This window comes from Paraburkholderia sp. BL23I1N1, from assembly GCF_003610295.1.
Taxonomy (GTDB): domain Bacteria; phylum Pseudomonadota; class Gammaproteobacteria; order Burkholderiales; family Burkholderiaceae; genus Paraburkholderia.
The window spans coordinates 6093992-6119423 of the sequence record NZ_RAPV01000001.1 but is presented as its reverse complement, the minus strand read 5'-3'; the positions used below and the strand labels follow the sequence as shown (position 1 = coordinate 6119423).

Here is a 25432-nt window from a genome sequence, read left to right as displayed (position 1 = left end):
TCGTTGCTTAACGATCAGATCGACCGGCGAGCGGGGCCTGGTGTGCAGTCGCAAATTCTATCCGCTTATTTTTTGTCCTTGCCTGCGGAGTTGCCCGTTATATGTTCAAGATGGATCGCGAGTTGCGTGAGCCATTCGCGCTTCTCCTTATCGTATCTGTGCCGGTTATAGATGCCCGCGACGCCCGGCAGCACGTGGCCGAGAACAGCCTCGGCCACCTCGTGCGGACACCCGAGAGCAGCCAGCATAGTTCGGGACGTGCGGCGCAGATCGTGCGGCGCCCAGTGTGACACAGGTAGTTGCGGTCGCAACGTCTGGCCCGGCTTGAGCGAGTAGGGTTGGTGCGCCCATACAACGGCCTGCACGCTTTTCTGAGGTATATGGCGACTGTCGGCAGTCGGAAACAGGTAGCCTTTCCCGTATAGTCCGAGCCGACGCTGGACAATCTTTTCCGCGCGCCCGGCCAGCGGCACGCGATGGTCGGTAGCGGACGCCCGGTTCTTGTTCTTGGTCTTTGCCTTTGGAATGGTCCACCACAAGCCGTCCGGCTCTTTCGACATTTCCTTGCCTTCCATCACAACTATTTCGCCGCCGCGCAGCCCGGTCCATAGGTACATGGTCAGCACGTCGGAGATCGTTTCTGACAGCTTCGACAGCCACGGATGAGAGTAGCCAGTTCGTCTTCGCTGAGCACGCGCTTGACGTTCTCCACCTTTCCGCTGCGTTTTCGCCCCACGCTTCTCAGTTTGCCGCGCATGACCTGCCGCCACCAGTTTGGGGTGTCCTCTGGAACGCGGCCCGCGTCCAGCGCGTAATCCCATGCTGCGCCAAGCTCGGAACGCAGAATGGCAGCGTTCCGCGGTGCCTGACGCTCCCCATCGAGCAGGTCGAACGCCTGTTTTCGCGTGACCGAGGCGGCGGCCAGGCCGGCAATCGGGGCGATCTTTGCCATGATGCGCCGACGGGACTGCGCGGCGCCGAGCGAATCGCGGTACCGTTCAATATGGCCCGTGAGGAAATCCTCACACAGTTTTCGCACCGTGTATGATTCCGGCGTCGCAGCTATCACAGGTTGGTTCGATGCCTTGCGTGTGAGAACAGGGTCTTCGCCAGCGTCGCGGCGCGTCCGGATTTCTTGCCAGTCGGCTATCGCGGCAGCGTAGGACGTTGCTGGCCACTCTCCCAGCTTCTGCTGGCGCATCCGGCCGTCGACGGGCGACTTGAACCGGTAGGTCCAACTGCGCCGCGATGCAGTCGCTTCCAGACGAAGGCCCGGGAACGCCTCGAAGGTGATGTGGGTACCAGGTTTGAGCTGTTTCGCGGCCTTGGCATCAAATCGCATGGTCGGCGTAGGTTTTAAGCGATTCAGAGTAAAAAGCTACGCCAACGTCTAGAGTTTTGCAACTTGGCGATGACCGTAGATACCTCTTGCGGCGCAGGTTGTGGATGCAAAAAGCCCTTATGTGAAGGGCCTTTGATGAAGAAGTGCCTCGCGTGACAAGCCTCTCGCGGGATGATGAAGGAAAAGGCCTCGATGCTCGCAGAACAACGTCACCAATACATCCTGGCGCAAGTCGCCAAAACCGGCGCGCTCTCGGTCGCTGAACTGGTGCGCGAACTGAATGTGTCGCGCGAGACGATCCGCCGCGATCTGAATGCGCTGGCCGGGCGCGGTCTACTGGTCACGACCCACGGCGGCGCGCTGTCGAGCGACCGGCGCGAGCCCGACCTCGATACGCGCGAAGCCGCCAATGCGGGCGCCAAGCGGGCGATCGGCGAGCGCGCGGCCGAGTTCGTGCCGGACGGCGCTTCGCTGATCATCGATTCGGGCAGCACCACCCAGGCGGTGGCGCGGGCGTTGCTCGACCGCCATCGCCTGGCGGTCTATACGAACGACTGGCGTATCGCGCTGCTGCTCGGCCGCCGCAACGATAACCGCGTGACGCTGCTGGGCGGCGAACTGTCGGATATCGAAGACGCCACCTTCGGTCTCGACACGGTGCACCAGTTGACGCAGTACCACGCGGACTTCGCCTTTATCGGCGCGGGCGGCATTTCGCCGGACGGCTACCTGACCGACTACAGCCGCATGGCCGCCGAAGTGCGCAGCCGCATGATCGCCGCCGCCGACACGGTGGTGATCGTCGCCGACCACTCGAAGTTCGGGCGCGTGACGCCGGTGCGCATCAACGGCATCGAATCGGCGCGTTATCTGATCACCGAACTGGCGCCGGAGAAGGTGCTCGGCAAGGCGATCACGGCGCATGGGCCGGAAATCCTGATCGCCTGAGCGGTTGACGGTCCAATGTCTCGTGCACCTCGGGGTCACGCTGTGCTCCGCCGCGTCCCCATCACTTCACTCGAATCCCAAGCTGTTTCAGCGCACGGTCGATCGCCGCCACCGCGTTATGCAGTTCGTTCGCGTCGATCGCGCCGATGCAGCCCACGCGGAACGTTTCCACCTGCGTGAGCTTGCCCGGATACAGCACGTAACCGGCTTCGCGCACCGCGGCGTAAAAGTCCGCAAAATTCCACGCGGGGTCGCGCGGCGCGTGAAATGTGACGATCACCGGCGCCTGCACGTCGGGTTTCAGAAACGGCTCGAAGCCGAGTGCTTTCATATCGTTCACCAACGCCGCGCAGTTCTGCCTGTACCGAGTGCCGCGCGCCGCTTGTCCCCCTTCCGCGATGAATTGATCGAGCGCCTGACGCAAAGCCGCGACCACATGAGTCGGCGGCGTGAAGCGCCACTGCGTCGTCTTTTCCATATAGACGTATTGATCGTGGAGGTCCAGCGCGAGCGACGGCGAGCGTCCTTCGCCCCGTTCCAGCACGCTGCGCCGCACAATCACGAATCCCATTCCCGGCACGCCTTCCAGACATTTGCCGCTCGCCGAGATCAGCGCGTCTATGCCGCCGCGCCGCAAGTCGATCGGCAGCGCACCGAACGAACTCATCGCGTCCACGATCAGGCTCTTGCCGTGCCGCTGACACACTGCGGCGATATCGTCGAGCGGATTGAGCAGGCCGGCGCTCGTTTCCAGATGGACTTGTGCAACGTGGCTGATGCGCGAATTGCGATTGAAAGCGTCTTCGATGGCGGCAGCGCTGACCGGTTCGTCCTCGCGCAGCGCCAGTTCGACATAAGCGATCCCCATGCGCTGCAAGATGCGGATCAGGCGGGCGCAATACGCGCCGTTGTTCGGCACCAGCACACAGCCTTGACGCGGCACCAGCGTGCCGAGCGCCGCTTCGACCGCGAAGGTGCCGCTGCCCTGAAGCGGTACGCATACGTAGTCACTTTCGCCATTTACGATCTTCACGAGATCGGCGCACACGCTATGGGTCATGCGATTGAACGCGGCGTCCCACGAACCCCAGTCGCGCAGCATCGCCTCGCGAGTTTGCGGCGAGGTGGAGAGCGGTCCCGGGGTCAGCAGGATTGGGTCGTTTCCAAGGATCACACAAGCCTCCATCATCAGATGAATGTTCGTCGCCCAGACCGGGTGACAAAAAGATTGATTTGGATATTATTGGCGAATTGTGTCATTTTTTGGAATTCGACAGAATAGTCACGGCGTTGTCATGGAAACCTGTGATCCTTGCCGTGCCCGTTCAGGCATGGCCGGCAGCGCGAACGTTGTTGGGGAGCTGTTAGTCAGGCTGAAGGAGAAGCGGCAAAGTTGTCGGCAATCTGCAATCCAAGCGGAACTGCACGGCAACTGGCTGCGGGCAACACGCAAGCGGCACGGCGCTAACGCCGTTCAATCACAACAGGTATCGGGCTATCCCGACCGTCTGGTTTTTTGCCTTTCGGAGAGAGCGACATGACAAAGACGAATTCCTTTCACGCCACGGCCGGCCTCGCACGCAAACTGTTGCCGGCGCTGATCGCCGCGGCAGCATTCGGCGGCACGGCAATGCAGGCGCATGCGGCTGACGCAGTGGTGCTGTACACCGCCGACGGCCTCGAAAACCTCTATAAGGATGTGCTGCCGGCCTTCGAAAAGAAGGAGGGCGTGAAGGTCAACATCGTCACGGCAGGTAGCGGCGAAGTGGTGAACCGCGCCACCATCGAGAAGGATCAGCCGAAGGCCGACGTGATCGTCACGTTGCCGCCGTTCATTCAGCAAGCCGACCAGTCCGGCCTGCTGCAGGCTTATCAGAGCGCCAACTACAAGAACGTGCCGGCAATCGCCAAGGCGCCGAATGGTGCATGGGCGACCTTCGTGAACAACTACTTCTCGTTCGCGATCAACCCGGACGTCACGAAGAACCAGCCGAAGACATTCGCCGACCTGCTGCACCCGGACTACACCGGCAAGGTCGCCTACTCGAACCCGGCCACGGCTGGCGACGGCATGGCTGTGATCATCCTGACCACGTCGCTGATGGGCGAAGACAAGGCGTTCGATTACCTGAAGAAGCTTGAAGAGAGCGCCAAGTTCCACACCAAGGGCACGGGCTACCTCGACGTGCTGCTCTCGCGTAACGAAATCGCCTTCGCCAACGGCGACCTGCAAATGGATCTGGACGACGCAGCGAACGGCGGCCTGTCGCTCAAGCCGATCTTCCTCGCAGCCAGCGCCGGCGGCAAGCCGACCACGTTCCAGTTGCCGTACGCGATCGGCCTGATCAAGAACGGTCCGAACCAGGCAGAAGGCAAGAAGCTGATCGACTACCTGATGTCGACCGACGTGCAAGCCAAGGTGCCGGACATCTTCGGTATCCCGGGCCGCACCGATGTGCCGCTCGCCGGCAAGAACGGCGAAGCAGTCAAGAAGGCGATCGCCGGCGTGACGCTGATTCCGGTGGACTGGACGCAAGTGATGGCGAAGAAGGCTGACTGGACGGCACGCTGGAAGAGCGACGTGATCGGTTCGTCGGGCAAGCAGATCGAAGTCGTCAAGCCGAAGTAAACCGGACAGTTCGCAATTGAGTCAGGCGGCGCCCCGGCATGCGAGCGGGGCGCCGTATCAGCATTAATCTAGTTAGAGGATGAACCCGGTGAATACGGCCAGTCTTGCTCACCAAGGCGCGCTCGGCGCCTCACCGGACGCGCTTGACGCCGCGCGTTCGAACACGCCGGGCGGCGTGCAGATCGACCATCTGACGGTGCGCTTCGGTTCGCGCACGGTGCTCGACGATCTGTCGCTGACCATTCATCGTGGCGAATTGCTCACCGTGCTCGGCCGCAGCGGTTGCGGCAAGACCACGCTGTTGCGCTTCATCGCCGGATTCATTGAAGCGGATGGACTGTCGGGCACCTTGACCGTGGCCGGTCACGACCTGACGCATGTGCCGCCGCATAAGCGCAATCTCGGCTTGCTGTTTCAGAGCTACGCGCTGTTCCCGCATCTGTCGGTGTTCGATAACGTGGCGTTCGGGCTGCGCGCGCGTCGCACGCCGTCGAAAGATGTCGCCCGACGTGTTGCCGATGCCTTGAAACTCGTGCAGTTGGGCGACGCCGGGCATCACATGCCCGCGCAATTGTCGGGCGGCATGCAGCAGCGCGTGGCCTTGGCGCGCGCGCTCGTGATCGAGCCGGACGTGCTGTTGCTCGACGAACCGCTTTCCGCACTCGACGCCAATCTGCGCGCCTCGGTGCGATCCGAATTGAAAGCGCTGCACGAGCGCCTGCCGAATCTGACGATCGTCTGCGTGACGCACGATCAGGACGACGCGCTGGTGCTGTCCGACCGCACGCTGCTGATGCGCGAAGGTCGCATCGCGCAACTCGGCACGCCACAGCAGTTGTACGACACGCCGAACGACGGTTTCGTCGCGCGCTATCTGGGCGCGGCCAATCTGCTGCCGCCGCAGGTCGCATTCAGCATGGGTGACGTGCGCCATAACGAGCGCGATCGCGTGGCCTGTCTGCGTCCGGAAGCACTGCGCATCGTGCCGCTCGGCGAAGGGCAATTGCACGGCGCGATCACGTCGGTCGAATGGTACGGCGCGGTGCTGTCGGTGTCGGTCGTTCTGGACGCGATGCCTAACGAGCCGGTGCTCGTCACCATGCAGCGCGGCCAAGGCATGACGCCGGAGAAGGGCGCGCGTATTTCCCTGCGTTATGAGGCTGACGATGTCGTCCTTATCAACCGCTGATACCCCCAATTCCCTCGGCGCGGCCGCCGATGCCGCCGATGCCCGCCGCAACGCGAGCGCGGCCTCGCATACGGCCGCGGTGAAGCGACGCGAACGCGCGGCGCAATGGCACCTGCTGTTCCTGGCGGTGGTCGTGCTGGGTCCGCTCGTGATCTACCCGCTTGTTCGCCTGGTGCTGCTGAGTGTCACCGGCACACACGGTTTGAGCCTGCAGGCCTACTCGACGTTTTTCAGCAATCCCGAAACAAGCGGCGTGGTCGGCACGACGCTGTGGATTCTGTTTGTGAGTGCCGGGCTCGCCTCTTTGCTCGGCATTGCCCTCGCGGCGCTGTTGTTCTTCAAGCCGTTTCCCGGCGCGCGCATGGTCACCCGGTTCCTCGAACTGTTCGTCGCGTTCCCTTCGTTTCTGGTCGCCTTCACGCTGATCTTTCTGTATGGCTCGCAAGGATCGGTCAGCATTGCCTTGCAGCGGCTGTTTCATCTCGAGGCGCCGCCGCTCAATTTCCTGTTCGGTGTGGGCGGCGTGATTCTCGCGGAAGTGGTCTTCTACGCGCCGTTCGTCGTGCGCCCCACGCTGGCGTCGTTCGCCACGCTCGACATGCGTTTGATCGAAGCCGCCCGCAGTCTCGGCGCAAGCGGCTGGATGGTTGCGTTCAAAGTGATCCTGCCGCTCGCGTGGCCGGGCATCGCCGCGGGCACGATCCTGTGTTTCCTGCTGACGTTGAACGAGTTCGGCATTCTGCTCGTGCTCGGCAGCGCGCATCTGATCACGCTGCCGGTCGCGATCTATAGCTCCGCGACCGTCGACCTCGATCTGCCGACCGCTGCTGCTGGCGCGGTGGTGATGCTGATCATGTCTTTGTCGCTGTACGCGTTGTACCGCCAGGTCAACCGTCGCAAGGTGAAAGGAGCGGGCCATGGCCGTTGAACTCGACCCGACCGTATTGCCGGTCATGCACAAGAAGGCGCGGCCGGTGCGCCGCAGCCTGCCGGTGCGCATGCTCGGCAGCCTGTTTCTCGGTTTTGCCGCGTTGCTGTGCTTCTGGCTGTTCGTCTTGCCGGTGCTGGTGGTCGCGCTGTCGAGCATGGCCGGGCACTGGTCGGGCACCATCCTGCCGGACAGCCTCAGCATGCGCTGGTTCGAGCGGCTCGGCTCCAGCGACTTCGACGCGCTGACGACAAGCCTCGAAATCGGCATGGGCGTCGCCGTGCTTGGCACGATTCTCGGGCTGTGGCTGGCGTTGGCGCTCGAAGGACGCGACCGGCGCGGTCTCGGCGCGATCGTCGACACCATCGCGATGATGCCCAACGGCGTGCCGAGCGTGGTGCTCGGGCTGGCCGTGCTGATCGCCTATCACAAGCGGCCGCTGGATCTGTCGAGCTCGGCGGCGATCGTCGTGTTCGTGCAGCTCGCGCTGGTGCTGCCGTTCTGCTACCGCTGCGCGGCTGCAGCGTTGCGTCCGGAATTGACCATTCTGCGCGAAGCGGCTGCGAGCCTGGGGGCGCCGCCGTCGATGGTGCTGCGCCGCGTCGTGCTGCCGCAACTGGTGCCGGCGATCCGTGCAAGTCTCGCGCTCGGCTTCGCGCTTTCGCTCGGCGAACTGGGTGCCACGCTCACCGTCTACCCGCCGGGCTTTGCGACGGTGCCGATCGTCGTCGTCGGGCAGGTGGAGCGCGGCTACTACCTGCCGGCTTCCGCGTTGTCGCTGATTCTGTTGATGGTCTCGCTTGCTGCGCTGCTGCTGATCGCGGCACGTGTCCCGCGCCGTCGGGCGGACTGACGAGTACCTTCCGATGGTTGTGCGTGCGCGCCTTGATGGTGCGCAAGCCTATCCATATATCGATGTGGCAAAATTTGTCAAAATGACCGAATATATGCAAACTGCTTCTGTCGATCCGATTGAGGTTGTGCGCAGGCATTCGCTGACGACGCTGGTCCGCGACGAAATCGAACGGCACATCATCGAAGGGGCGATCGCGCCCGGCGATAAACTCAACGAAGCCGACTGGGCCGCGCGTCTGCAGGTGTCGCGCGGGCCGGTGCGCGAGGCGTTTCGCGCGCTCGAACAAGCAGGCCTCGTGCGCACCGAGAAGAATCGCGGCGTGTTCGTGCGGACGGTGTCGCTGGCGGAAGCCGACGAGATTTATGCCGTGCGTGCGGTGCTCGAAGAGGCGGCGTGCCGGATGCTGGCGTCGCGTATCGATGCACGCAAGCTTGCTGTGTTGCGCGACTGGCTCGACGCGATGCGCGCGGCGCTCGACGCCGAGGATCACGATGCCTACGCGCTCGCCAATGTGGCGTTTCACGACGCGATCGTGGCGGCCTCGGGCAACGGCAAGCTGTATGAGACGTATCGAAGACTGGTGAGCGAGTTGAGCCTGTTTCGCCGCGCCGCGCTGGTGGTGCATGCCGACGCGATGGAGCGCTCGCTCGCCGAGCATCGCGCGATCCTGACGGCGCTGGCTTCGCGCGACGCTGAACATGCCGCGGCGCTGATGCATGCGCATGTGAACGGCGGGTTGCAGCGCGCGCGTGAGGCGTGCGAATCGGCGGGGCCCTTGGTTGGGGCGGCGCGAATATCGGCGGTATCGAACGATTGAGACTGGCCGCAACGGATTGACAAGAGCACGCGTGCTCTCAACGCATGGAAGGTAACGATGGCAAACGCAAGCGAACGTACGATCGAAGTCAATGGCCGTAGCTACCGGCTGCCCGCACAGCCGACTGTGGTGGTGTGCGTCGACGGCTGCGAATACGATTACCTCGAAGCCGCGGTCGCGGCGGGCGTCGCGCCGTTTATCGGCAAGATGCTCGAAAGCGGCGCGGCCTTCAAGGGCGACTGCGTGATTCCGTCGTTCACCAACCCGAACAACCTCTCGATCGTGTGCGGCGTGCCGCCCTCAGTGCACGGTATTTGCGGCAACTATTTCTGGGACCCGGACGCGAACGGTGGCGAAGGCGCGGAAGTGATGATGAACGATCCGGCCTATCTGCGCGCGGGGACCTTGCTGGCCGCCGCAGCGGAAGCCGGCGCCGCGGTTGCCGTGGTCACCGCGAAAGACAAACTGCGCCGGCTGCTCGGCTGGCAATTGAAGGGCATCTGCTTTTCGGCGGAGAAAGCCGACACGGTGACGCGCGAAGAAAACGGCATCGACGAAGTGCTCGATCTGGTCGGCTTGCCGGTGCCGGATGTGTATAGCGCGGGTCTGTCCGAATTCGTGTTCGCCGCCGGCGTGCGGCTTGCTGAAACCCGCAAGCTCGACCTGATGTATCTGTCGACCACCGATTACATCCAGCACAAATGGGCGCCGGGCACCGAAGGCGCGAACGCGTTCTACGCAATGATGGATGGCTACCTCGCCAAACTCGATGCGCTGGGCTGGGTGATCGGCTTGACCGCGGACCACGGCATGAACGCCAAGCATGACTTGAAGACCGGCGAGCCGAATGTGATCTATCTGCAGGATGTGCTGGACGATTGGCTTGGGCATGGGAAAGCGCGCGTGATTCTGCCGATCACCGATCCGTATGTCGTGCATCACGGCGCGCTCGGTTCGTTCGCGACAATTTACCTGCCGAGCGACATGAGCGTCGCGCAGGTGATCGAACGGATCGGCGGTTTGCAGGGTATCGAAGTGGTCCTCGACAATCGGGCCGCATGCGAGCGCTTCGAATTGCCGAATGACCGTGTGGGCGATATCGTCGTGGTCAGCACCCAGCACGTGGTGCTCGGGACGCGCCGCGATGAACACGATCTGTCCGGACTGACCGTGCCGTTGCGCTCGCACGGCGGGATCTCCGAGCAGGAAGTGCCGCTGCTATTCAATCGTCGCGTCGAGGGGGTGCCCACCAATAAACGGCTGCGCAACTTCGATATCTTCGACGTCGCATTGAATCACGTGTCGGCATCATGAACGCCGTACTGCGGGACCATCCTGCATTTCGGGCCGAAGCGCTGCGGCTCAAGGGCGAGCGCGCGACGCGTTCGCGCACACTCGACGTGCTCGATCCTTTTACGGGGACGCGGGTGGGCACGGTCCCGTTGGCGAGCATCGACGACGTGCGCGCGGCGTTCGAATATGCCGCCGCGTATCAGGCGAACCTCACACGCTACGAGCGCTCGCAGATTCTCGAACGCGCCGCTGCATTGCTGCGGGAGCGGACCGAAGACGCCTCGGACTTGATTTCGCTAGAGTCGGGTTTGTCGAAACAGGATTCGCGCTACGAGATCGGCCGCGTTGCCGACGTGTTCAAGTTCGCCTCGATCGAGGCCTTGCGCGACGACGGCCAGAGCTTCTCCTGCGATCTCACGCCGCATGGCAAGAAGCGTCGTGTGTTTTCGCAGCGTGAGCCGCTGGCGGGTGTGATCGTGGCGATTACGCCGTTCAACCATCCGATGAACCAGGTCGCGCACAAGATTGCGCCGGCGATCGCGACGAACAATCGCGTGGTGCTCAAACCGTCGGAGAAGGTGCCTTTGTCGGCGTTGTATCTGGCGGACATACTTTATGAAGCGGGTTTGCCGACGCCGATGCTGCAGGTCCTGACCGGCGATCCGCGCGAAATCGCCGACGAACTGATCACGCATCCGCTGGCGGAACTCGTGACGTTCACGGGTGGCGTGGTGATCGGCAAATACATCGCGGCGAAGGCGGCCTACCGGCGCGTTGTGCTGGAACTGGGCGGCAACGACCCGTTGATCGTGCTCGAAGACGCCGATCTCGATCGTGCGGCGACGCTGGCCGTGCAGGGCTCGTATAAGAACTCCGGGCAGCGGTGCACCGCGGTCAAGCGGATGCTGGTGCAAAAGAGCATCGCGGCGGATTTCACGGATCTCGTTGTGGAGAAGACGCGCGCATGGACCTACGGCGATCCGTTCGACGCATCGAATCAGATGGGCACCGTGATCGACGTCGCCGCCGCGCAGCTATTCGAGGCGCGCGTGAACGAAGCAATCGCGGCCGGCGCGCGCTTGCGGATCGGCAACCAGCGCGACGGCGCGCTTTATGCGCCGACGGTGCTGGATGGCGTCGACCCGTCGATGACACTGGTGCGCGAGGAAACGTTTGGCCCGGTGTCCCCGATTATCACCTTCGATACGCTCGACGACGCTATCCGTATCAGTAACGGCACGCCGTTCGGGTTGTCGTCCGGGGTGTGCACGAACCGGCAGGACGCGATCACACGCTTCATCAACGAATTGCGTGTGGGCACGGTCAACGTGTGGGAAGTGCCGGGATACCGGATCGAGCTGACGCCGTTCGGCGGCATCAAGGACTCCGGGCTTGGCTATAAGGAAGGCGTTCAGGAAGCGATGAAGAGCTTCACCAACCTGAAGACCTTTTCATTACCGTGGGAGTAAGAGCGTGGCATTGAGTCTGAGCGACATCCGTTCGTTATTTGAGCAATACGGGAATCTTGCCTACAGCGGCGAGCCGGTGACGCAGCTTGAACATGCGCTGCAAAGCGGTGCATTGGCGGAAGAGGCAGGCGCTCACGAGGAACTCGTTGCCGCCGCGTTTCTGCACGACCTCGGTCACCTGCTGAATCTGCAAGGTGAAACGCCGACGGAGCGGGGCATCGACGATCTGCATCAGTATTTCGCGCTGCCATTCTTGCGGCCGGTGTTGCCGGACGCGGTGTTGGAGCCGATCCGGCTGCATGTCGACGCCAAGCGCTGCCTCTGTGCAATCGACGACGCGTACTTCGGCCAGCTTTCCGTCGATTCGGGGCGGAGCCTGGAATTGCAAGGCGGTATCTTCAGCAAGGAAGAGGCTGAGGCGTTCCTGCAGAAGCCGTACGCGGAAGATGCACTACGCCTGCGCAAATGGGACGATCGCGCCAAAGAAGAGAACCGCGCGACGCCGGGCCTCGATCATTATCTGGGCGTAGTCGAGCGCGTGATGCAGAAGCGCGTGGCTGCCTGAACGAGGGGGTTGTCGGCTGATCTTCGGGTGTGCTTGTTGTGCCATCTTCGCGCCATTTCTGGCGCAATCCATGCATATCAAAATAACGCTTGCAAGGCACGGTGCGGCTCGCTAGAATCTCGCTCTTTCGTGCTCCGGACAGCGGGGCACGGGAAGCGGGAGAGCCAGTAGTGGCAAGGCTTTGAGCGAAGTGAACGGGTTCAGGAAGTTAAAGAAACCTGTTGACGACGTAGCGAAAGTTCTTCATAATCTCGTTTCTCTGCTGCTGATGCAGCGACGCAGAACGAAGCGGTGCCGGGTGTTGTGATGGTTGCAGCGCGGTGCCGGTTTGGTAGTGGATGCGGACTCGATCTTTAAAAATTAACAGCCGATAAGTGTGGGCGCTTGATGCGCGACGCGCCGGTGGACTCTTCGGGGTTTGCCGGGAAGCGAAAGTATCAAGTCTCACACTAGTATTAAAGGAAGGTTTTCCTGCTGGTATGGATTCATGCTGGCAGGATGATCATTCGTCAGTACGTTGAGTGAGCGACCGGTTTCGAAAGAGACCGAAAAACAGTAACAGGTTTGAACTGAAGAGTTTGATCCTGGCTCAGATTGAACGCTGGCGGCATGCCTTACACATGCAAGTCGAACGGCAGCACGGGGGCAACCCTGGTGGCGAGTGGCGAACGGGTGAGTAATACATCGGAACGTGTCCTGTAGTGGGGGATAGCCCGGCGAAAGCCGGATTAATACCGCATACGCTCTACGGAGGAAAGGGGGGGATCTTAGGACCTCTCGCTACAGGGGCGGCCGATGGCAGATTAGCTAGTTGGTGGGGTAAAGGCCTACCAAGGCGACGATCTGTAGCTGGTCTGAGAGGACGACCAGCCACACTGGGACTGAGACACGGCCCAGACTCCTACGGGAGGCAGCAGTGGGGAATTTTGGACAATGGGGGCAACCCTGATCCAGCAATGCCGCGTGTGTGAAGAAGGCCTTCGGGTTGTAAAGCACTTTTGTCCGGAAAGAAAACCTCCGCCCTAATACGGTGGGGGGATGACGGTACCGGAAGAATAAGCACCGGCTAACTACGTGCCAGCAGCCGCGGTAATACGTAGGGTGCAAGCGTTAATCGGAATTACTGGGCGTAAAGCGTGCGCAGGCGGTCCGCTAAGACAGATGTGAAATCCCCGGGCTTAACCTGGGAACTGCATTTGTGACTGGCGGGCTAGAGTATGGCAGAGGGGGGTAGAATTCCACGTGTAGCAGTGAAATGCGTAGAGATGTGGAGGAATACCGATGGCGAAGGCAGCCCCCTGGGCCAATACTGACGCTCATGCACGAAAGCGTGGGGAGCAAACAGGATTAGATACCCTGGTAGTCCACGCCCTAAACGATGTCAACTAGTTGTTGGGTCTTCATTGACTTAGTAACGTAGCTAACGCGTGAAGTTGACCGCCTGGGGAGTACGGTCGCAAGATTAAAACTCAAAGGAATTGACGGGGACCCGCACAAGCGGTGGATGATGTGGATTAATTCGATGCAACGCGAAAAACCTTACCTACCCTTGACATGTATGGAATCCTGCTGAGAGGTGGGAGTGCCCGAAAGGGAGCCATAACACAGGTGCTGCATGGCTGTCGTCAGCTCGTGTCGTGAGATGTTGGGTTAAGTCCCGCAACGAGCGCAACCCTTGTCCCTAGTTGCTACGCAAGAGCACTCTAGGGAGACTGCCGGTGACAAACCGGAGGAAGGTGGGGATGACGTCAAGTCCTCATGGCCCTTATGGGTAGGGCTTCACACGTCATACAATGGTCGGAACAGAGGGTCGCCAAGCCGCGAGGTGGAGCCAATCCCAGAAAACCGATCGTAGTCCGGATCGCACTCTGCAACTCGAGTGCGTGAAGCTGGAATCGCTAGTAATCGCGGATCAGCATGCCGCGGTGAATACGTTCCCGGGTCTTGTACACACCGCCCGTCACACCATGGGAGTGGGTTTTACCAGAAGTGGCTAGTCTAACCGCAAGGAGGACGGTCACCACGGTAGGATTCATGACTGGGGTGAAGTCGTAACAAGGTAGCCGTATCGGAAGGTGCGGCTGGATCACCTCCTTTCTCGAGCTAACGTGTCAATGCGTTGAGCGCTCACGCTTATCGGCTGTGAACAGGACAGACTCAGGGGTCTGTAGCTCAGTTGGTTAGAGCACCGTCTTGATAAGGCGGGGGTCGATGGTTCGAATCCATCCAGACCCACCACTGTTTCTGCGGTGGCTGAACTAACCAACCGGAGACACCTGAGGTACTTGTGTGACTGGGGGATTAGCTCAGCTGGGAGAGCACCTGCTTTGCAAGCAGGGGGTCGTCGGTTCGATCCCGTCATCCTCCACCAATCTTCAATGCCGGTTTTACTGCGGCAAACCCTGAAAGAGGTTTGCGGTGTAGTGAAACGGGCATTGGCGATTGAGCCAGTCAGAGTGATATGCGGTTATAGCAACCGCAATATCGGCTGTCGTTCTTTAACAATCAGGAAGAAGTAGTAAAGAGATTCACGAAAGATCGCCTGGAGATGGGTGATTGAGTAGGTGAATCAGGGTTGTGATTGTATCAATGTATGAAAAGAGGGATCGAGAGATCGCTTTTGGAATACGGCGCAACACGAATACTCAACCTGTAGCGATTGTGAGGAACACGTCATTCCCAGTGGATGAGGTGGGAGACACACCCGTTATAGGGTCAAGCGAACAAGTGCATGTGGTGGATGCCTTGGCGATCACAGGCGATGAAGGACGCGGTAGCCTGCGAAAAGCGGTGGGGAGCTGGCAAACGAGCTTTGATCCACCGATATCCGAATGGGGAAACCCGGCCCGAATGGGTCATCCATGACTGAATACATAGGTCATGTGAAGCGAACGCGGTGAACTGAAACATCTAAGTAACCGCAGGAAAAGAAATCAACCGAGATTCCCAGAGTAGTGGCGAGCGAAATGGGACCAGCCTGTACTCTTTATCTTCATTGTTAGTCGAAGGCTCTGGAAAGTGCCGCCATAGCAGGTGATAGCCCTGTAGACGAAAACAGCGAGGAAGAACCAGGGGTACGACAAGTAGGGCGGGACACGTGAAATCCTGTCTGAAGATGGGGGGACCATCCTCCAAGGCTAAATACTCGTGATCGACCGATAGTGAACCAGTACCGTGAGGGAAAGGCGAAAAGAACCCCGGGAGGGGAGTGAAATAGATCCTGAAACCGCATGCATACAAACAGTAGGAGCCTCGCAAGGGGTGACTGCGTACCTTTTGTATAATGGGTCAGCGACTTACATTCAGTGGCAAGCTTAACCGATTAGGGCAGGCGTAGCGAAAGCGAGTCCGAACAGGGCGATTCAGTCGCTGGGTGTAGACCCGAAACCAGGTGATCTATCCATGGCCAGGATGAAGGTGCGGTAACACGTACTGGAGGTCCGAACCCACTAACGTTGAAAAGTTAGGGGATGAGCTGTGGATAGGGGTGAAAGGCTAAACAAACCTGGAAATAGCTGGTTCTCTCCGAAAACTATTTAGGTAGTGCCTCGTGTATCACCTTCGGGGGTAGAGCACTGTCATGGTTGTGGGGTCCATTGCGGATTACTACGCCATAGCAAACTCCGAATACCGAAGAGTGCAATCACGGGAGACAGACATCGGGTGCTAACGTCCGGTGTCAAGAGGGAAACAACCCAGACCGCCAGCTAAGGTCCCCAAATATTGCTAAGTGGGAAACGAAGTGGGAAGGCTAAAACAGTCAGGAGGTTGGCTTAGAAGCAGCCATCCTTTAAAGAAAGCGTAATAGCTCACTGATCGAGTCGTCCTGCGCGGAAGATGTAACGGGGCTAAGCAATATACCGAAGCTGCGGATGCACATTGATGTGCATGGTAGGAGAGCGTTCCGTAAGCCTGCGAAGGTGCACTGAAAAGTGCGCTGGAGGTATCGGAAGTGCGAATGCTGACATGAGTAGCGATAAAGGGGGTGAAAGGCCCCCTCGCCGTAAGCCCAAGGTTTCCTACGCAACGTTCATCGGCGTAGGGTGAGTCGGCCCCTAAGGCGAGGCAGAAATGCGTAGCTGATGGGAAGCAGGTTAATATTCCTGCACCATTGTTAAATGCGATGGGGGGACGGATCGCGGAAGGTTGTCCGGGTGTTGGAAGTCCCGGTCCTTGCATTGGAGAAGGCGCTTAGGCAAATCCGGGCGCGCAATTCAAGGGTGCGAGGCCATTCACTTAGGTGAAGAAGCAATCGGAAGTGGTTCCAAGAAAAGCCTCTAAGCTTCAGTTTAACAAGACCGTACCGCAAACCGACACAGGTGGGCGAGATGAGTATTCTAAGGCGCTTGAGAGAACTCGGGAGAAGGAACTCGGCAAATTGGTACCGTAACTTCGGGATAAGGTACGCCCCTGTAGCCTGACTCGCCTGCGCGAGAAGGGTGAAGGGGTTGCAATAAACTGGTGGCTGCGACTGTTTAATAAAAACACAGCACTCTGCAAACACGAAAGTGGACGTATAGGGTGTGACGCCTGCCCGGTGCCGGAAGATTAAATGATGGGGTGCAAGCTCTTGATTGAAGTCCCGGTAAACGGCGGCCGTAACTATAACGGTCCTAAGGTAGCGAAATTCCTTGTCGGGTAAGTTCCGACCTGCACGAATGGCGTAACGATGGCCACACTGTCTCCTCCCGAGACTCAGCGAAGTTGAAGTGTTTGTGATGATGCAATCTCCCCGCGGCTAGACGGAAAGACCCCATGAACCTTTACTGTAGCTTTGCATTGGACTTTGAACCGATCTGTGTAGGATAGGTGGGAGGCTATGAAGCGTGAACGCCAGTTTGCGTGGAGCCGTCCTTGAAATACCACCCTGGTTTGTTTGAGGTTCTAACCTTGGCCCGTGATCCGGGTCGGGGACAGTGCATGGTAGGCAGTTTGACTGGGGCGGTCTCCTCCCAAAGTGTAACGGAGGAGTACGAAGGTACGCTAGGTACGGTCGGAAATCGTGCTGATAGTGCAATGGCATAAGCGTGCTTAACTGCGAGACCGACAAGTCGAGCAGGTGCGAAAGCAGGTCATAGTGATCCGGTGGTTCTGTATGGAAGGGCCATCGCTCAACGGATAAAAGGTACTCTGGGGATAACAGGCTGATACCGCCCAAGAGTTCATATCGACGGCGGTGTTTGGCACCTCGATGTCGGCTCATCTCATCCTGGGGCTGTAGCCGGTCCCAAGGGTATGGCTGTTCGCCATTTAAAGAGGTACGTGAGCTGGGTTTAAAACGTCGTGAGACAGTTTGGTCCCTATCTGCCGTGGGCGCTGGATATTTGAAGGGGGCTGCTCCTAGTACGAGAGGACCGGAGTGGACGAACCTCTGGTGTACCGGTTGTCACGCCAGTGGCATCGCCGGGTAGCTATGTTCGGAAGAGATAACCGCTGAAAGCATCTAAGCGGGAAACTCGCCTTAAGATGAGATATCCCCGGGGCTTCGAGCCCCTTGAAGGGTCGTTCAAGACCAGGACGTTGATAGGTCAGGTGTGGAAGCGCAGTAATGCGTTAAGCTAACTGATACTAATTGCCCGTAAGGCTTGATCCTATAACCGGTGTGTTTTACACACGCACGGTTGAGATCAGTGTTGTGCCGGAAACAACACAGCCCAGACTTCATCTGATGAAACCATCATCAGAAACTACTTCTTCCCGATTGGTTGTGCCGCCCACCAGGGCGACACGGCAACAAGTCATGCCTGATGACCATAGCGAGTCGGTCCCACCCCTTCCCATCCCGAACAGGACCGTGAAACGACTCCACGCCGATGATAGTGCGGATTCCCGTGTGAAAGTAGGTAATCGTCAGGCTCCCCCGCAGCAAACAGAAACCCCACCCGGAAAGGTGGGGTTTCTGCGTTTACGGCCCGCAAAAAACAGCGGCAAGAAAGCGGACGCGTCACTCCCTGCAAACCAAAAAACATTCCCGCTAAGTGGCGGACCATAGAGGCCATCACACATGGGTCGCCACTTCGCTATCCGCGTCGCTGTCCTGTGCAAACGCGGTCCGCTCTTCGGCATTCAAATCTGCGTCAGCGCGCGGCGACGTCTCCGTCTCCAATGGCGGCCGCTCCCACCGGCGCCACGCCATCAGCCGCATACAACTGGCCGACTTCCGCTAGTAGCGCCTCGTCGCGTGCAATTACCTTCGGCAGATGCGTGCGTAGGAATTCAACCCATGTCCGCGTCTTCGCATCGATGAACTTGCGCGACGGATACAGCGCATGAACGTTCATCTTCTGCAGCGTGTATTCAGGCAACACGCGGACTAACGTCCCGTCACGCAACCCGGCGATCGCCGCATAGAGCGGCACCATACCTATGCCCATTCCCTCGTGAATCGCGACGATCAACGATTCCGCGATATTCACGTGCACGGGTCCGTTCACTTCCATCATCTCGCTGCCGTTGGGGCCGTCGAGTACCCATTCATGGGGCGGGAATGCTGGCGTGTGCAGGATCAGACACTCGTGATGCGCCAGGTCGCTGGGCTTTTGCGGCGCGCCGTGAGCACGCACGTAAGCAGGCGATGCGCACAAAATGCTGAAAGTTGTACCGAGCGGGAGCGACACGAGCTCGGAATTCGGCAGGGTCGAGGCACCGATCACAGCGACGTCGGCGCTGCCTTCGAACAGGTCGGGCATGCGTTGCGACAACGTCAGTTCGACGGTCACTTCGGGATAAAGCGCGCGATAGCGCGAGATGGCCGGCAGCACGTAATGCTGCCCGATGCTGGCAAAGCTGTGCATGCGCAACGCGCCGCTCGGGCGTTCGTGCGCGCAACTTGCTTCTTCTTCGGCGGTATCGACATCGGCAAGGATCTGTTGAGATCGCTTCAGGTAACGCTCGCCTGCAGTGGTGAGCGCGAGCCGCCGCGTCGACCGGTTCAGCAAGCGCGTACGCAGATGAGCCTCGAGTTCAGAGACCGCGCGGGACATTGCCCCAGTCGTCGAATTGAGTGACAGCGCGGCGGCGGTAAAGCTACCGGCTTCAACCACGCGCACGAACACTCGCATATTTTGTAACGTATCCATCGATCCTTCTATTTCACGGCCGAAGCCGTATTGTCCGCCTGTCCCGCAAGCCCATTGTTGTTCGATCTGGAAGGGACGTTCCGCGCCCGTCCTATTAATGCGCGCAGCGCATGGTCCTACAATCGGCGCCTTGCCTGCCGGTGTGCGCAGCGTTCGCCGGTGCCTTTTTCAGCAACAAACCGGGACGCGTTGCTTTCTGATGAAACGCCAACATGCGATCAAACCGACGGTGGATTCCCGCCGGCCGTGGAGCGTCATGTTGCCAACGCCCAGTCCGGTCATTCGCGACTGGGCGAATAGCGACGGTCTGGTCTGGCTGCATCTGCTGAAGACGGTCACGGCGGGTCTGTTGGCGCTCGGCATTGCCATGCTGCTGGATCTCCAGCAACCGCGAATCGCAATGACTACCGTATTCGTGCTGATGCAGCCGTTCAGCGGCATGGTGCTCGCCAAGAGTTTCTATCGGATTCTCGGTACCGCGGCGGGTACGATCGCCGCACTGGTGCTCGGCGCGCTGTTCGTCCAGCAGCCCGAGTTGTACATGCTCGGGATGATCGGCTGGGTGAGCGCCTGTATCGCGGCAGCGGTCCGGTATCGGCATTTCAGATGGTACGGCTTTGTGCTGGCGGGCTATACCGCCGCTCTGATTGGCATCCCGAACGTCACGGCGCCTCACGATCTGTTTCTGGCGGCGCTCACGCGCGCGGCAGAGGTGGCGGTCGGTATCGTGTGTTCGAGCGCGGTGAGCGCATTGATCGTGCCTCAGCGTTCCAGCCTTGCATTGCGGCGCGCGCTCCAGATTCGCTATGCAAATTTTACTGCGTTCGCTGCCGATGTGCTGGGTCGTGGAGTCGAGCGTGGGCAGTTTGAACGGCGTTTTGCGGACCTCGTCGACGAGATCGTTGGTTTTGAAGCGACGCGAACATTTGCTGCCTTCGAAGATCCGGCCATGCGCTCACGAAGCCAGCATCTTGGTCGTCTGAACGGCGAGTTCATGGACGCATGCGCGCGGCTGCATGCGCTGCACCAGTTGCTCAAACGTCTACGCGTTGGCGGCTCGAGCCGGATAGTCGATGCCATCACGCCATACTTTCACGAGTTGTCGGCACTGCTGGCGCCTACCCAGGACGCGGACGTCGAGGCATCACGCACAGCAGCACGTATGCGGTTATTCCAGGCGAGCTTGCCAAGGCGCGTACGCGAAACGAGGCGGCCGCTGGAAGCCGCTCCCGCCGAATCGCTGGCGGACTTCGATACGGCCGCGGAATTGCTCTATCGGTTCGTCGGCGAATGGATTCGTTACTCCGAGACGTACGCATCTTTGGCGCGGCGCAAGCCGGGAGCCGGGCAGCCTATCGCTGGGCGCTACGTGAGCAGGACGAACGGCTTCGTGGTCGCGTTGACCTTTGCCCGGTCGGCGGTGGTTATGGCGATTGCCGGCTGGTTCTGGATCGCCACCGACTGGCCCAGCGGCGGACTGGCGGTAATCGGCGCGGCGCTGGTCTGTGCGTTGACGTCGACCGCGCCGAACGCATCGAAAATGGCCATGCAGATGGCAGTCGGCACCGTGCTGGCGACCATGACGGGCTACCTTTTCACGTGTTACGTGTATCCCAACATCGACGGCTTTCCGCTGCTTGGCGCGACGCTCGCTCCGGTGCTCGCACTCGGCGCCTTCATCGCGTCGCGTAAGCGCGCGGCAGGGTTTGGTATCGGTTTTTCGGTGTTCTTCTGCCTGCTCGCCGGGCCGGACAACGTCGTCACGTATGCGCCCGATCTGCTGATCAACAACGGCATAGCAATCACCGCCTCGCTCTTTCTTGCAGCGATCGTTTTCGCGGTTGTGTTTCCCGCGGATATGACGTGGCTCACGGAGAGAATCAAGGGCGATTTGCGTGCGCAGGTCGTGTCTGCCTGCAAGGACGAACTGCCCGGACTCAATCAGCGCTTTCAGTCGAGCACACACGATCTGACCTCGCAGTTGCGCATGCTGCTGACGCGCCGCTCCCGACGCCGCCGTGATGCCTTGCGCTGGATGCTCGTCACGCTCGAAGTTGGGCACGCCGTGATTGATCTGCGCAATGAAGCGGCGCGTGCCGGCTACGCGCAGGGCCTTCATTCGCGCTGGAGCAGCAGCCTCTCCCAGACTTGCGACGACCTCGCGCGGCTTTTCGCGCGGCCTGGAGCGCGTGCTCTCGATCAATCGCTCGTATCCGTGCGCTCGGCCACGTGGATCGCGCAGGACGTTCTGAAAACCGTTCATGCCGATCGCGACAAGCGGCACGACCTGCAGCGCATCCTGAGCTGTCTGCACTTCATCCGTACAGCATTGCTCGACAAAGACGCGCCGTTCAATGCACGTTGATCCAGGTGCGTCGCATCGGGCGTGCGCCTCAATCCTTCTGTCAGATGGAAAGATCACTTCCGTCCAGGCCCGTTTATCTGCGCAGGTGGCGGTCATATAGTTTCATCACTGCCACGCAGTCTCCCAAAGGGACTTCCTACTGGCAGTAACCGTAAGTACTGGAGAACGAAATGAATGTGTTGAAGATTGCTCTGATTGCCTGCTCTTTATCCGTTGTCGTCGCCCATGCGCAGACGGCGCCGGCCGCGCCGGAACAACAGGTCGCACAAGCGAATGCGCCGCGCGCCAATAGCGTCGCCGCGCAAGGCAGCGTCGTTGCACCGAAGGTCAAAGCTGAAGAGTGCGTCGGGCCCGTAAGCTTTTGCACGATCTACTTCGGCAGCTAGGCAGCGCCACGAGCAACACTCGCTGTACCTGTCGCGGGAATTTTGCACGTGACGAAACGCCTCGCCGCGACGCCGTCCCATCGAGACGCCGCGGCTGGTGCGACACTCTGGCTACCGAGCGAAGCACACCGCAGACGTGCGCACCGGTAGACTGGACGGGTGACTATGGAGAGACTCAGTTTCATGTACCAAGACCGGATTCGTTGCTCCGCGCTGCGCGGAAAAATCACTTCAGCCGCCGAGGCGGCGCTTCTGATTCAGGACGGCATGCGCGTCGGCGCCAGCGGCTTTACGCGCGCGGGCGACGCCAAAGCGGTCCCAGTCGCGCTCGCCGAACGTGTTCGCCAGGAAGGCAAGCCGCTGCAAATTACGTTGATGACCGGGGCATCGCTCGGTCACGACGTGGATCGCATGCTCACCGTGGCGCATGTGTTGGCGCGCCGCTTGCCGTTTCAGGTCGACAAGACCCTGCGCGATGCGATCAACCGCGGCGAGGTGATGTTCGTCGATCAGCATCTGTCCGAAACCGTCGAGATGCTGCGCGCTAATCAGCTCGGCAAACTCGATATCGCCATTATCGAAGCCGTCGCGATCACCGAAAGCGGCGGCATTGTGCCGACCACCTCAGTCGGCAACTCGGCCAGCTTCGCGATCCTCGCCGACAAGGTCATCGTCGAAATCAATCTTGCTCAGCCGCTCGCCCTCGAGGGACTGCACGACATCTGGATTCCGGGCCGCCGGCCGAATCGCGAACCGCTGCCGATCGTGCATCCGCAAGACCGTGTCGGCACGCAAGCAATCGAGATTCCGCTGGATAAAATCGCGGCGATCGTGATTACCGATAAGGCGGACAGCCCGTCCACGGTGCTGCCCGCGGATACGGAAACCGAGTTGATCGCCGGCCATCTGATTGAGTTTTTCCGGCATGAAGTGTCGCGCGGGCGCATGCTTCGTCACTTACCGCCGTTGCAGGCAGGTATCGGCACGATTGCCAATGCGGTGCTGGCGGGCTTTGTTGATTCGCCTTTCGAAGCCTTCGAAATTTACTCAGAAGTGCTGCAGGATTCGACCTTCGATTTGATGGACGCCGGCAAGGTGACGTTCGCCTCGGGGGCGTCCATCACGTTGTCTGCCGCGCGTCAGGCGCAAGTGTTCGGCGAACTCGAGCGCTATCGCGATCGCCTGGTGCTGCGTCCGCAGGAGGTCAGCAATCATCCTGAAGTGATTCGCCGGCTCGGTCTGATCGCGTTGAATACCGCGTTGGAGTTCGACATATACGGCAACGTGAATTCCACGCACGTCGGCGGCACGCACATGATGAACGGCATTGGCGGTTCGGGTGATTTCGCGCGCAATGCGTCATGCGCGATCTTTGCGACGAAGTCGATGGCGAAGGGTGGCCGTATTTCGAGTGTCGTGCCGATGGTGCCACACTGTGATCACAACGAGCATGATGTGGACGTGGTCGTGACAGAGCAGGGCCTCGCCGATCTGCGTGGACTGGCGCCACGAGAACGCGCTACGTTGATCATCGACAATTGCACGCATCCGCTCTATCGCGATCTGCTTCGCGACTACTATCGGGAGGCCTTGCAATGGGGTGGGCAAACGCCGCATCAGTTGGAGCAGGCTTTTGCCTGGCATACGCGGCTGCGTGACACCGGCTCGATGTTGCCGGCAGTGGAGGCGCCCCTCTAAACACCAGGTAAAGCCGGCGTCAGGTGGCATTCGCCGCTGACGCCGTAAGACATCAGGTGCTACGCTCAGGTACCGCGCCGGACGAGCCGGATAAGAAACAGCAGAATGACCGCGCCGATCACAGCGGTGATGATCGAGCCGATCCAGCCGCCGCCGAGTGAAATGTGCAGCACGCCGGCAAGCCAGCCGCCGATGAATGCGCCGACAATCCCGACGATGATGTCGACGATCAGGCCGAAGCCGCCGCCCTTGACGAGCACGCCGGCAAGCCAGCCGGCGATCGCGCCGATGATGAGCCATGCAATGATGCCGTGTTCCATAATCGAGACTCCATGGTTGAGTGTGAAAAATTCACGGTGACAGAGCTTAGTCGAAGGTTATGGGACAGTCCATATTCAGGACGCGGAATTAACATTGTCTAAATCTATTGCAAGCTAAGTGTAGACGATGCGCGCGAATATGGGGAGCTTACGCGTGATGACTCACTCCGGCGTCGGCTCTGCTTCTTTGGCCGTCCAACTGACGCTCGATACGCTCTTTTCCATGCTGATGCGGCTCGCCATCAGTTCGAGCTTCGACTGATCTTTCGGATGCAGTTTTAAGGTTGCCGTAACGCGAATGCGTCCCGTATCGTCTTCGACGTCTTCGCTCGTCAGGCTCTGGAACGACAACGGCGCCGAATACATCGAGTTGGATACCGCTGTGCGAATGTGAATTTCATCAGCCTCCCGGCACACGATCGTCAGCACATACTCACGCACCAGGTCCGCGTTCGAAACAGGCGTCGAGTTGATCATACGGCTCACTTCACGCAGCACCGTATTGGTCAGCAGTACGACCGCGGTGCCGGCGAGGGCCGGGCCGTAGTGCCCCGCACCGCACAATACACCGACCGCCGCCGAGCACCACAAGGTCGCGGCGGTATTGATCCCCTGAATGGAGCCCTTGTCGCGCATGATCACGCCGCCGCCGAGAAAGCCGACGCCGGATACGACATACGCCGCAATCTGTGTGATGCCGGCCGTGCCGTTGCCAGTCAGCACGCCGAGCGTGACGAACAGGCACGCGCCGCTGGCGACCAGCGTGATGGTGCGCAGGCCGGCGTTGCGCTGGCGCATCTGCCGTTCGAGGCCGATCGCGACGCCGCAGCTGAAGGCGGCAAAGAGCCGCAAGACGAATTCAATTGTCATCAGTAAGAAAGGTTGAGGCGCGTGTTCGCACAGTGTGAACCTTACGCGTGACAGCCGCACGTATCAGCACGTATCAGCACGTGTCAGCACGTATCAGCACGTGTCAGCACGTGTCAGCACGTGTCCGCGCGTGGAACGCGGCGGCGGTCAGGCGTGACGAGGCAAGCGAGCCAAAGCTGGCGCGCTGGAAAGTCATGGAGCGACAGCCGGGCATCGAGCCATGCGGCGCTTCACTGGCAGTACGAGGATATAGACGACGTGCACCGTCGGGCCCGAAGGCAAGACGGCGACAGGCAAAGGCTGACGCGGAAATCTTGCCGATCAGGCGATCGGGCGAATCGAAGCTCGACTGGTACGGCTGCTACTGTCCAAGATCGTGATTCCGGTTAAGTGAACTGGGCGAATTTTAGGCAGCTCTGCAAAGTTAAGTCAAGCCGGAATGAAGCAGGGCGGCGAAAGGCGTTCTTTGACGCTTGTGGATTTTTCCGCGTCAGACTCGGAATTTTCCTCGCATCAATACGGACTCCGAATGTTGACGGTGTCCATCCCGGAAAACACACTGTTGGCACACTTCGAAACACGTCGTGCGTTTTGGCGCTCAATCCGCGTTTCACCTCTTACGGTTTCGCCCAGAAAGTTTCCGGTTGTCCTCGCGCTATGTGAGACGCATCTGATCCG

16 protein-coding genes, 2 tRNA genes, 3 rRNA genes and 1 pseudogene are annotated in these 25432 nt (G+C 60.1%); 17 read left to right on the top strand and 5 right to left on the bottom strand.

What is annotated here, in order from left to right; translation table 11 throughout:
- Positions 1-65: 65 nt before the first annotated feature.
- Positions 66-1342: pseudogene (locus B0G76_RS44940) on the bottom strand (tyrosine-type recombinase/integrase).
- Between the two features lie 192 nt (positions 1343-1534).
- On the opposite strand from B0G76_RS44940, the gene B0G76_RS28605 reads away from it, so the two are divergent.
- Entirely contained in the window at positions 1535-2290 is a 756-nt protein-coding gene (locus tag B0G76_RS28605) for a DeoR/GlpR family DNA-binding transcription regulator (protein ID WP_120296892.1), read from the top strand.
- A 61-nt stretch (positions 2291-2351) separates the two neighbouring features.
- On the opposite strand, the gene B0G76_RS28600 is transcribed toward B0G76_RS28605, so the two are convergent.
- The gene (locus B0G76_RS28600) at positions 2352-3476 is read right to left on the bottom strand and encodes a 2-aminoethylphosphonate--pyruvate transaminase (RefSeq protein ID WP_409076766.1); all 1125 of its coding nucleotides are present in this window, start codon (positions 3474-3476) and stop codon (positions 2352-2354) included.
- Positions 3477-3827: 351 nt separating this feature from the next.
- Between B0G76_RS28600 and phnS the strand changes: the two genes are divergently transcribed.
- The 13 genes from phnS (at position 3828) to rrf (ending at position 17892) form a co-directional block, all read left to right on the top strand.
- Positions 3828-4919, top strand: coding sequence for a 2-aminoethylphosphonate ABC transporter substrate-binding protein (phnS, locus tag B0G76_RS28595; RefSeq protein ID WP_120295461.1), 1092 nt, complete (start codon positions 3828-3830; stop codon positions 4917-4919).
- An 88-nt stretch (positions 4920-5007) separates the two neighbouring features.
- Positions 5008-6108, top strand: coding sequence for a 2-aminoethylphosphonate ABC transport system ATP-binding subunit PhnT (gene phnT / locus B0G76_RS28590; protein WP_120296891.1), 1101 nt, complete (start codon positions 5008-5010; stop codon positions 6106-6108).
- Positions 6086-7036 (top strand): 2-aminoethylphosphonate ABC transporter permease subunit, encoded by a 951-nt coding sequence (locus tag B0G76_RS28585; RefSeq protein WP_120295460.1) that lies wholly within the window; start codon positions 6086-6088, stop codon positions 7034-7036. Before phnT ends, B0G76_RS28585 begins: the two co-directional genes overlap by 23 nt.
- The gene (gene phnV / locus B0G76_RS28580) at positions 7026-7889 is read left to right on the top strand and encodes a 2-aminoethylphosphonate ABC transport system, membrane component PhnV (RefSeq protein WP_120295459.1); all 864 of its coding nucleotides are present in this window, start codon (positions 7026-7028) and stop codon (positions 7887-7889) included. Before B0G76_RS28585 ends, phnV begins: the two co-directional genes overlap by 11 nt.
- Before the next feature lie 82 nt (positions 7890-7971).
- Positions 7972-8709 (top strand): phosphonate utilization associated transcriptional regulator, encoded by a 738-nt coding sequence (locus tag B0G76_RS28575; RefSeq protein WP_120296890.1) that lies wholly within the window; start codon positions 7972-7974, stop codon positions 8707-8709.
- A gap of 57 nt (positions 8710-8766) precedes the next feature.
- A complete protein-coding gene (gene phnA / locus B0G76_RS28570; RefSeq protein ID WP_120295458.1) occupies positions 8767-10023 on the top strand; it encodes a phosphonoacetate hydrolase in 1257 nt (418 codons plus the stop codon).
- Positions 10020-11471: a phosphonoacetaldehyde dehydrogenase gene (gene phnY / locus B0G76_RS28565; protein ID WP_120295457.1), complete on the top strand. Its 1452-nt coding sequence runs from the start codon at positions 10020-10022 to the stop codon at positions 11469-11471. The genes phnA and phnY overlap by 4 nt, the downstream gene beginning before the upstream one ends.
- 4 nt (positions 11472-11475) lie before the next feature.
- Positions 11476-12036 carry a phosphonate degradation HD-domain oxygenase gene (locus B0G76_RS28560; protein WP_120295456.1) on the top strand — a complete coding sequence of 187 codons (561 nt, stop codon included), beginning with the start codon at positions 11476-11478 and terminating at the stop codon, positions 12034-12036.
- A gap of 566 nt (positions 12037-12602) precedes the next feature.
- A 16S ribosomal RNA gene (locus tag B0G76_RS28555) occupies positions 12603-14133 on the top strand.
- Between the two features lie 64 nt (positions 14134-14197).
- Positions 14198-14274, top strand: a tRNA-Ile gene (locus tag B0G76_RS28550).
- 57 nt (positions 14275-14331) lie between these two features.
- Positions 14332-14407: transfer RNA gene (locus B0G76_RS28545), tRNA-Ala, on the top strand.
- Between the two features lie 342 nt (positions 14408-14749).
- Positions 14750-17629 (top strand): 23S ribosomal RNA (locus B0G76_RS28540).
- A gap of 150 nt (positions 17630-17779) precedes the next feature.
- Positions 17780-17892: ribosomal RNA gene (rrf, locus tag B0G76_RS28535) — 5S ribosomal RNA — on the top strand.
- The 16S, 23S and 5S rRNA genes sit together here with 2 tRNA genes alongside, the layout of an rRNA operon.
- Positions 17893-18113: 221 nt before the next feature.
- Here rrf and B0G76_RS28530 read toward each other — a convergent pair.
- Positions 18114-19115, bottom strand: coding sequence for a LysR family transcriptional regulator (locus tag B0G76_RS28530; RefSeq protein ID WP_120295455.1), 1002 nt, complete (start codon positions 19113-19115; stop codon positions 18114-18116).
- Positions 19116-19371: 256 nt separating this feature from the next.
- Here B0G76_RS28530 and B0G76_RS28525 point away from each other — a divergent pair, with 256 nt between their 5' ends.
- From B0G76_RS28525 to B0G76_RS28515, 3 genes are all read left to right on the top strand, one after another.
- Positions 19372-21480 carry an FUSC family protein gene (locus B0G76_RS28525; RefSeq protein WP_409076733.1) on the top strand — a complete coding sequence of 703 codons (2109 nt, stop codon included), beginning with the start codon at positions 19372-19374 and terminating at the stop codon, positions 21478-21480.
- Between the two features lie 170 nt (positions 21481-21650).
- The gene (locus tag B0G76_RS28520; protein ID WP_120295453.1) at positions 21651-21866 is read left to right on the top strand and encodes a hypothetical protein; all 216 of its coding nucleotides are present in this window, start codon (positions 21651-21653) and stop codon (positions 21864-21866) included.
- Positions 21867-22049: 183 nt separating this feature from the next.
- Entirely contained in the window at positions 22050-23564 is a 1515-nt protein-coding gene (locus B0G76_RS28515; protein WP_120295452.1) for an acetyl-CoA hydrolase/transferase family protein, read from the top strand.
- Between the two features lie 65 nt (positions 23565-23629).
- Here B0G76_RS28515 and B0G76_RS28510 read toward each other — a convergent pair whose 3' ends face one another.
- Together B0G76_RS28510 and B0G76_RS28505 are read right to left on the bottom strand one after the other, a co-directional pair.
- Positions 23630-23884: a GlsB/YeaQ/YmgE family stress response membrane protein gene (locus B0G76_RS28510; protein ID WP_028197420.1), complete on the bottom strand. Its 255-nt coding sequence runs from the start codon at positions 23882-23884 to the stop codon at positions 23630-23632.
- Between the two features lie 162 nt (positions 23885-24046).
- The gene (locus B0G76_RS28505) at positions 24047-24754 is read right to left on the bottom strand and encodes an MgtC/SapB family protein (protein WP_120295451.1); all 708 of its coding nucleotides are present in this window, start codon (positions 24752-24754) and stop codon (positions 24047-24049) included.
- Positions 24755-25432: the final 678 nt, after the last annotated feature.

What these genes read in the sequence shown, in the direction of transcription:
- phnS (WP_120295461.1), top strand. Translation starts at nt 3,828, where the DNA reads ATGACAAAGACGAATTCCTTTCACGCCACGGCCGGCCTCGCACGCAAA.
- phnV (WP_120295459.1), top strand. Translation starts at nt 7,026, where the DNA reads ATGGCCGTTGAACTCGACCCGACCGTATTGCCGGTCATGCACAAGAAG.
- B0G76_RS28600 (WP_409076766.1), bottom strand. Translation starts at nt 3,476, where the DNA reads ATGGAGGCTTGTGTGATCCTTGGAAACGACCCAATCCTGCTGACCCCG.
- B0G76_RS28585 (WP_120295460.1), top strand. Translation starts at nt 6,086, where the DNA reads ATGTCGTCCTTATCAACCGCTGATACCCCCAATTCCCTCGGCGCGGCC.
- B0G76_RS28605 (WP_120296892.1), top strand. Translation starts at nt 1,535, where the DNA reads ATGCTCGCAGAACAACGTCACCAATACATCCTGGCGCAAGTCGCCAAA.
- phnY (WP_120295457.1), top strand. Translation starts at nt 10,020, where the DNA reads ATGAACGCCGTACTGCGGGACCATCCTGCATTTCGGGCCGAAGCGCTG.
- B0G76_RS28510 (WP_028197420.1), bottom strand. Translation starts at nt 23,884, where the DNA reads ATGGAACACGGCATCATTGCATGGCTCATCATCGGCGCGATCGCCGGC.
- B0G76_RS28520 (WP_120295453.1), top strand. Translation starts at nt 21,651, where the DNA reads ATGAATGTGTTGAAGATTGCTCTGATTGCCTGCTCTTTATCCGTTGTC.
- B0G76_RS28530 (WP_120295455.1), bottom strand. Translation starts at nt 19,115, where the DNA reads ATGGATACGTTACAAAATATGCGAGTGTTCGTGCGCGTGGTTGAAGCC.
- phnA (WP_120295458.1), top strand. Translation starts at nt 8,767, where the DNA reads ATGGCAAACGCAAGCGAACGTACGATCGAAGTCAATGGCCGTAGCTAC.
- B0G76_RS28505 (WP_120295451.1), bottom strand. Translation starts at nt 24,754, where the DNA reads ATGACAATTGAATTCGTCTTGCGGCTCTTTGCCGCCTTCAGCTGCGGC.
- B0G76_RS28575 (WP_120296890.1), top strand. Translation starts at nt 7,972, where the DNA reads ATGACCGAATATATGCAAACTGCTTCTGTCGATCCGATTGAGGTTGTG.
- B0G76_RS28525 (WP_409076733.1), top strand. Translation starts at nt 19,372, where the DNA reads ATGTTGCCAACGCCCAGTCCGGTCATTCGCGACTGGGCGAATAGCGAC.
- B0G76_RS28515 (WP_120295452.1), top strand. Translation starts at nt 22,050, where the DNA reads ATGTACCAAGACCGGATTCGTTGCTCCGCGCTGCGCGGAAAAATCACT.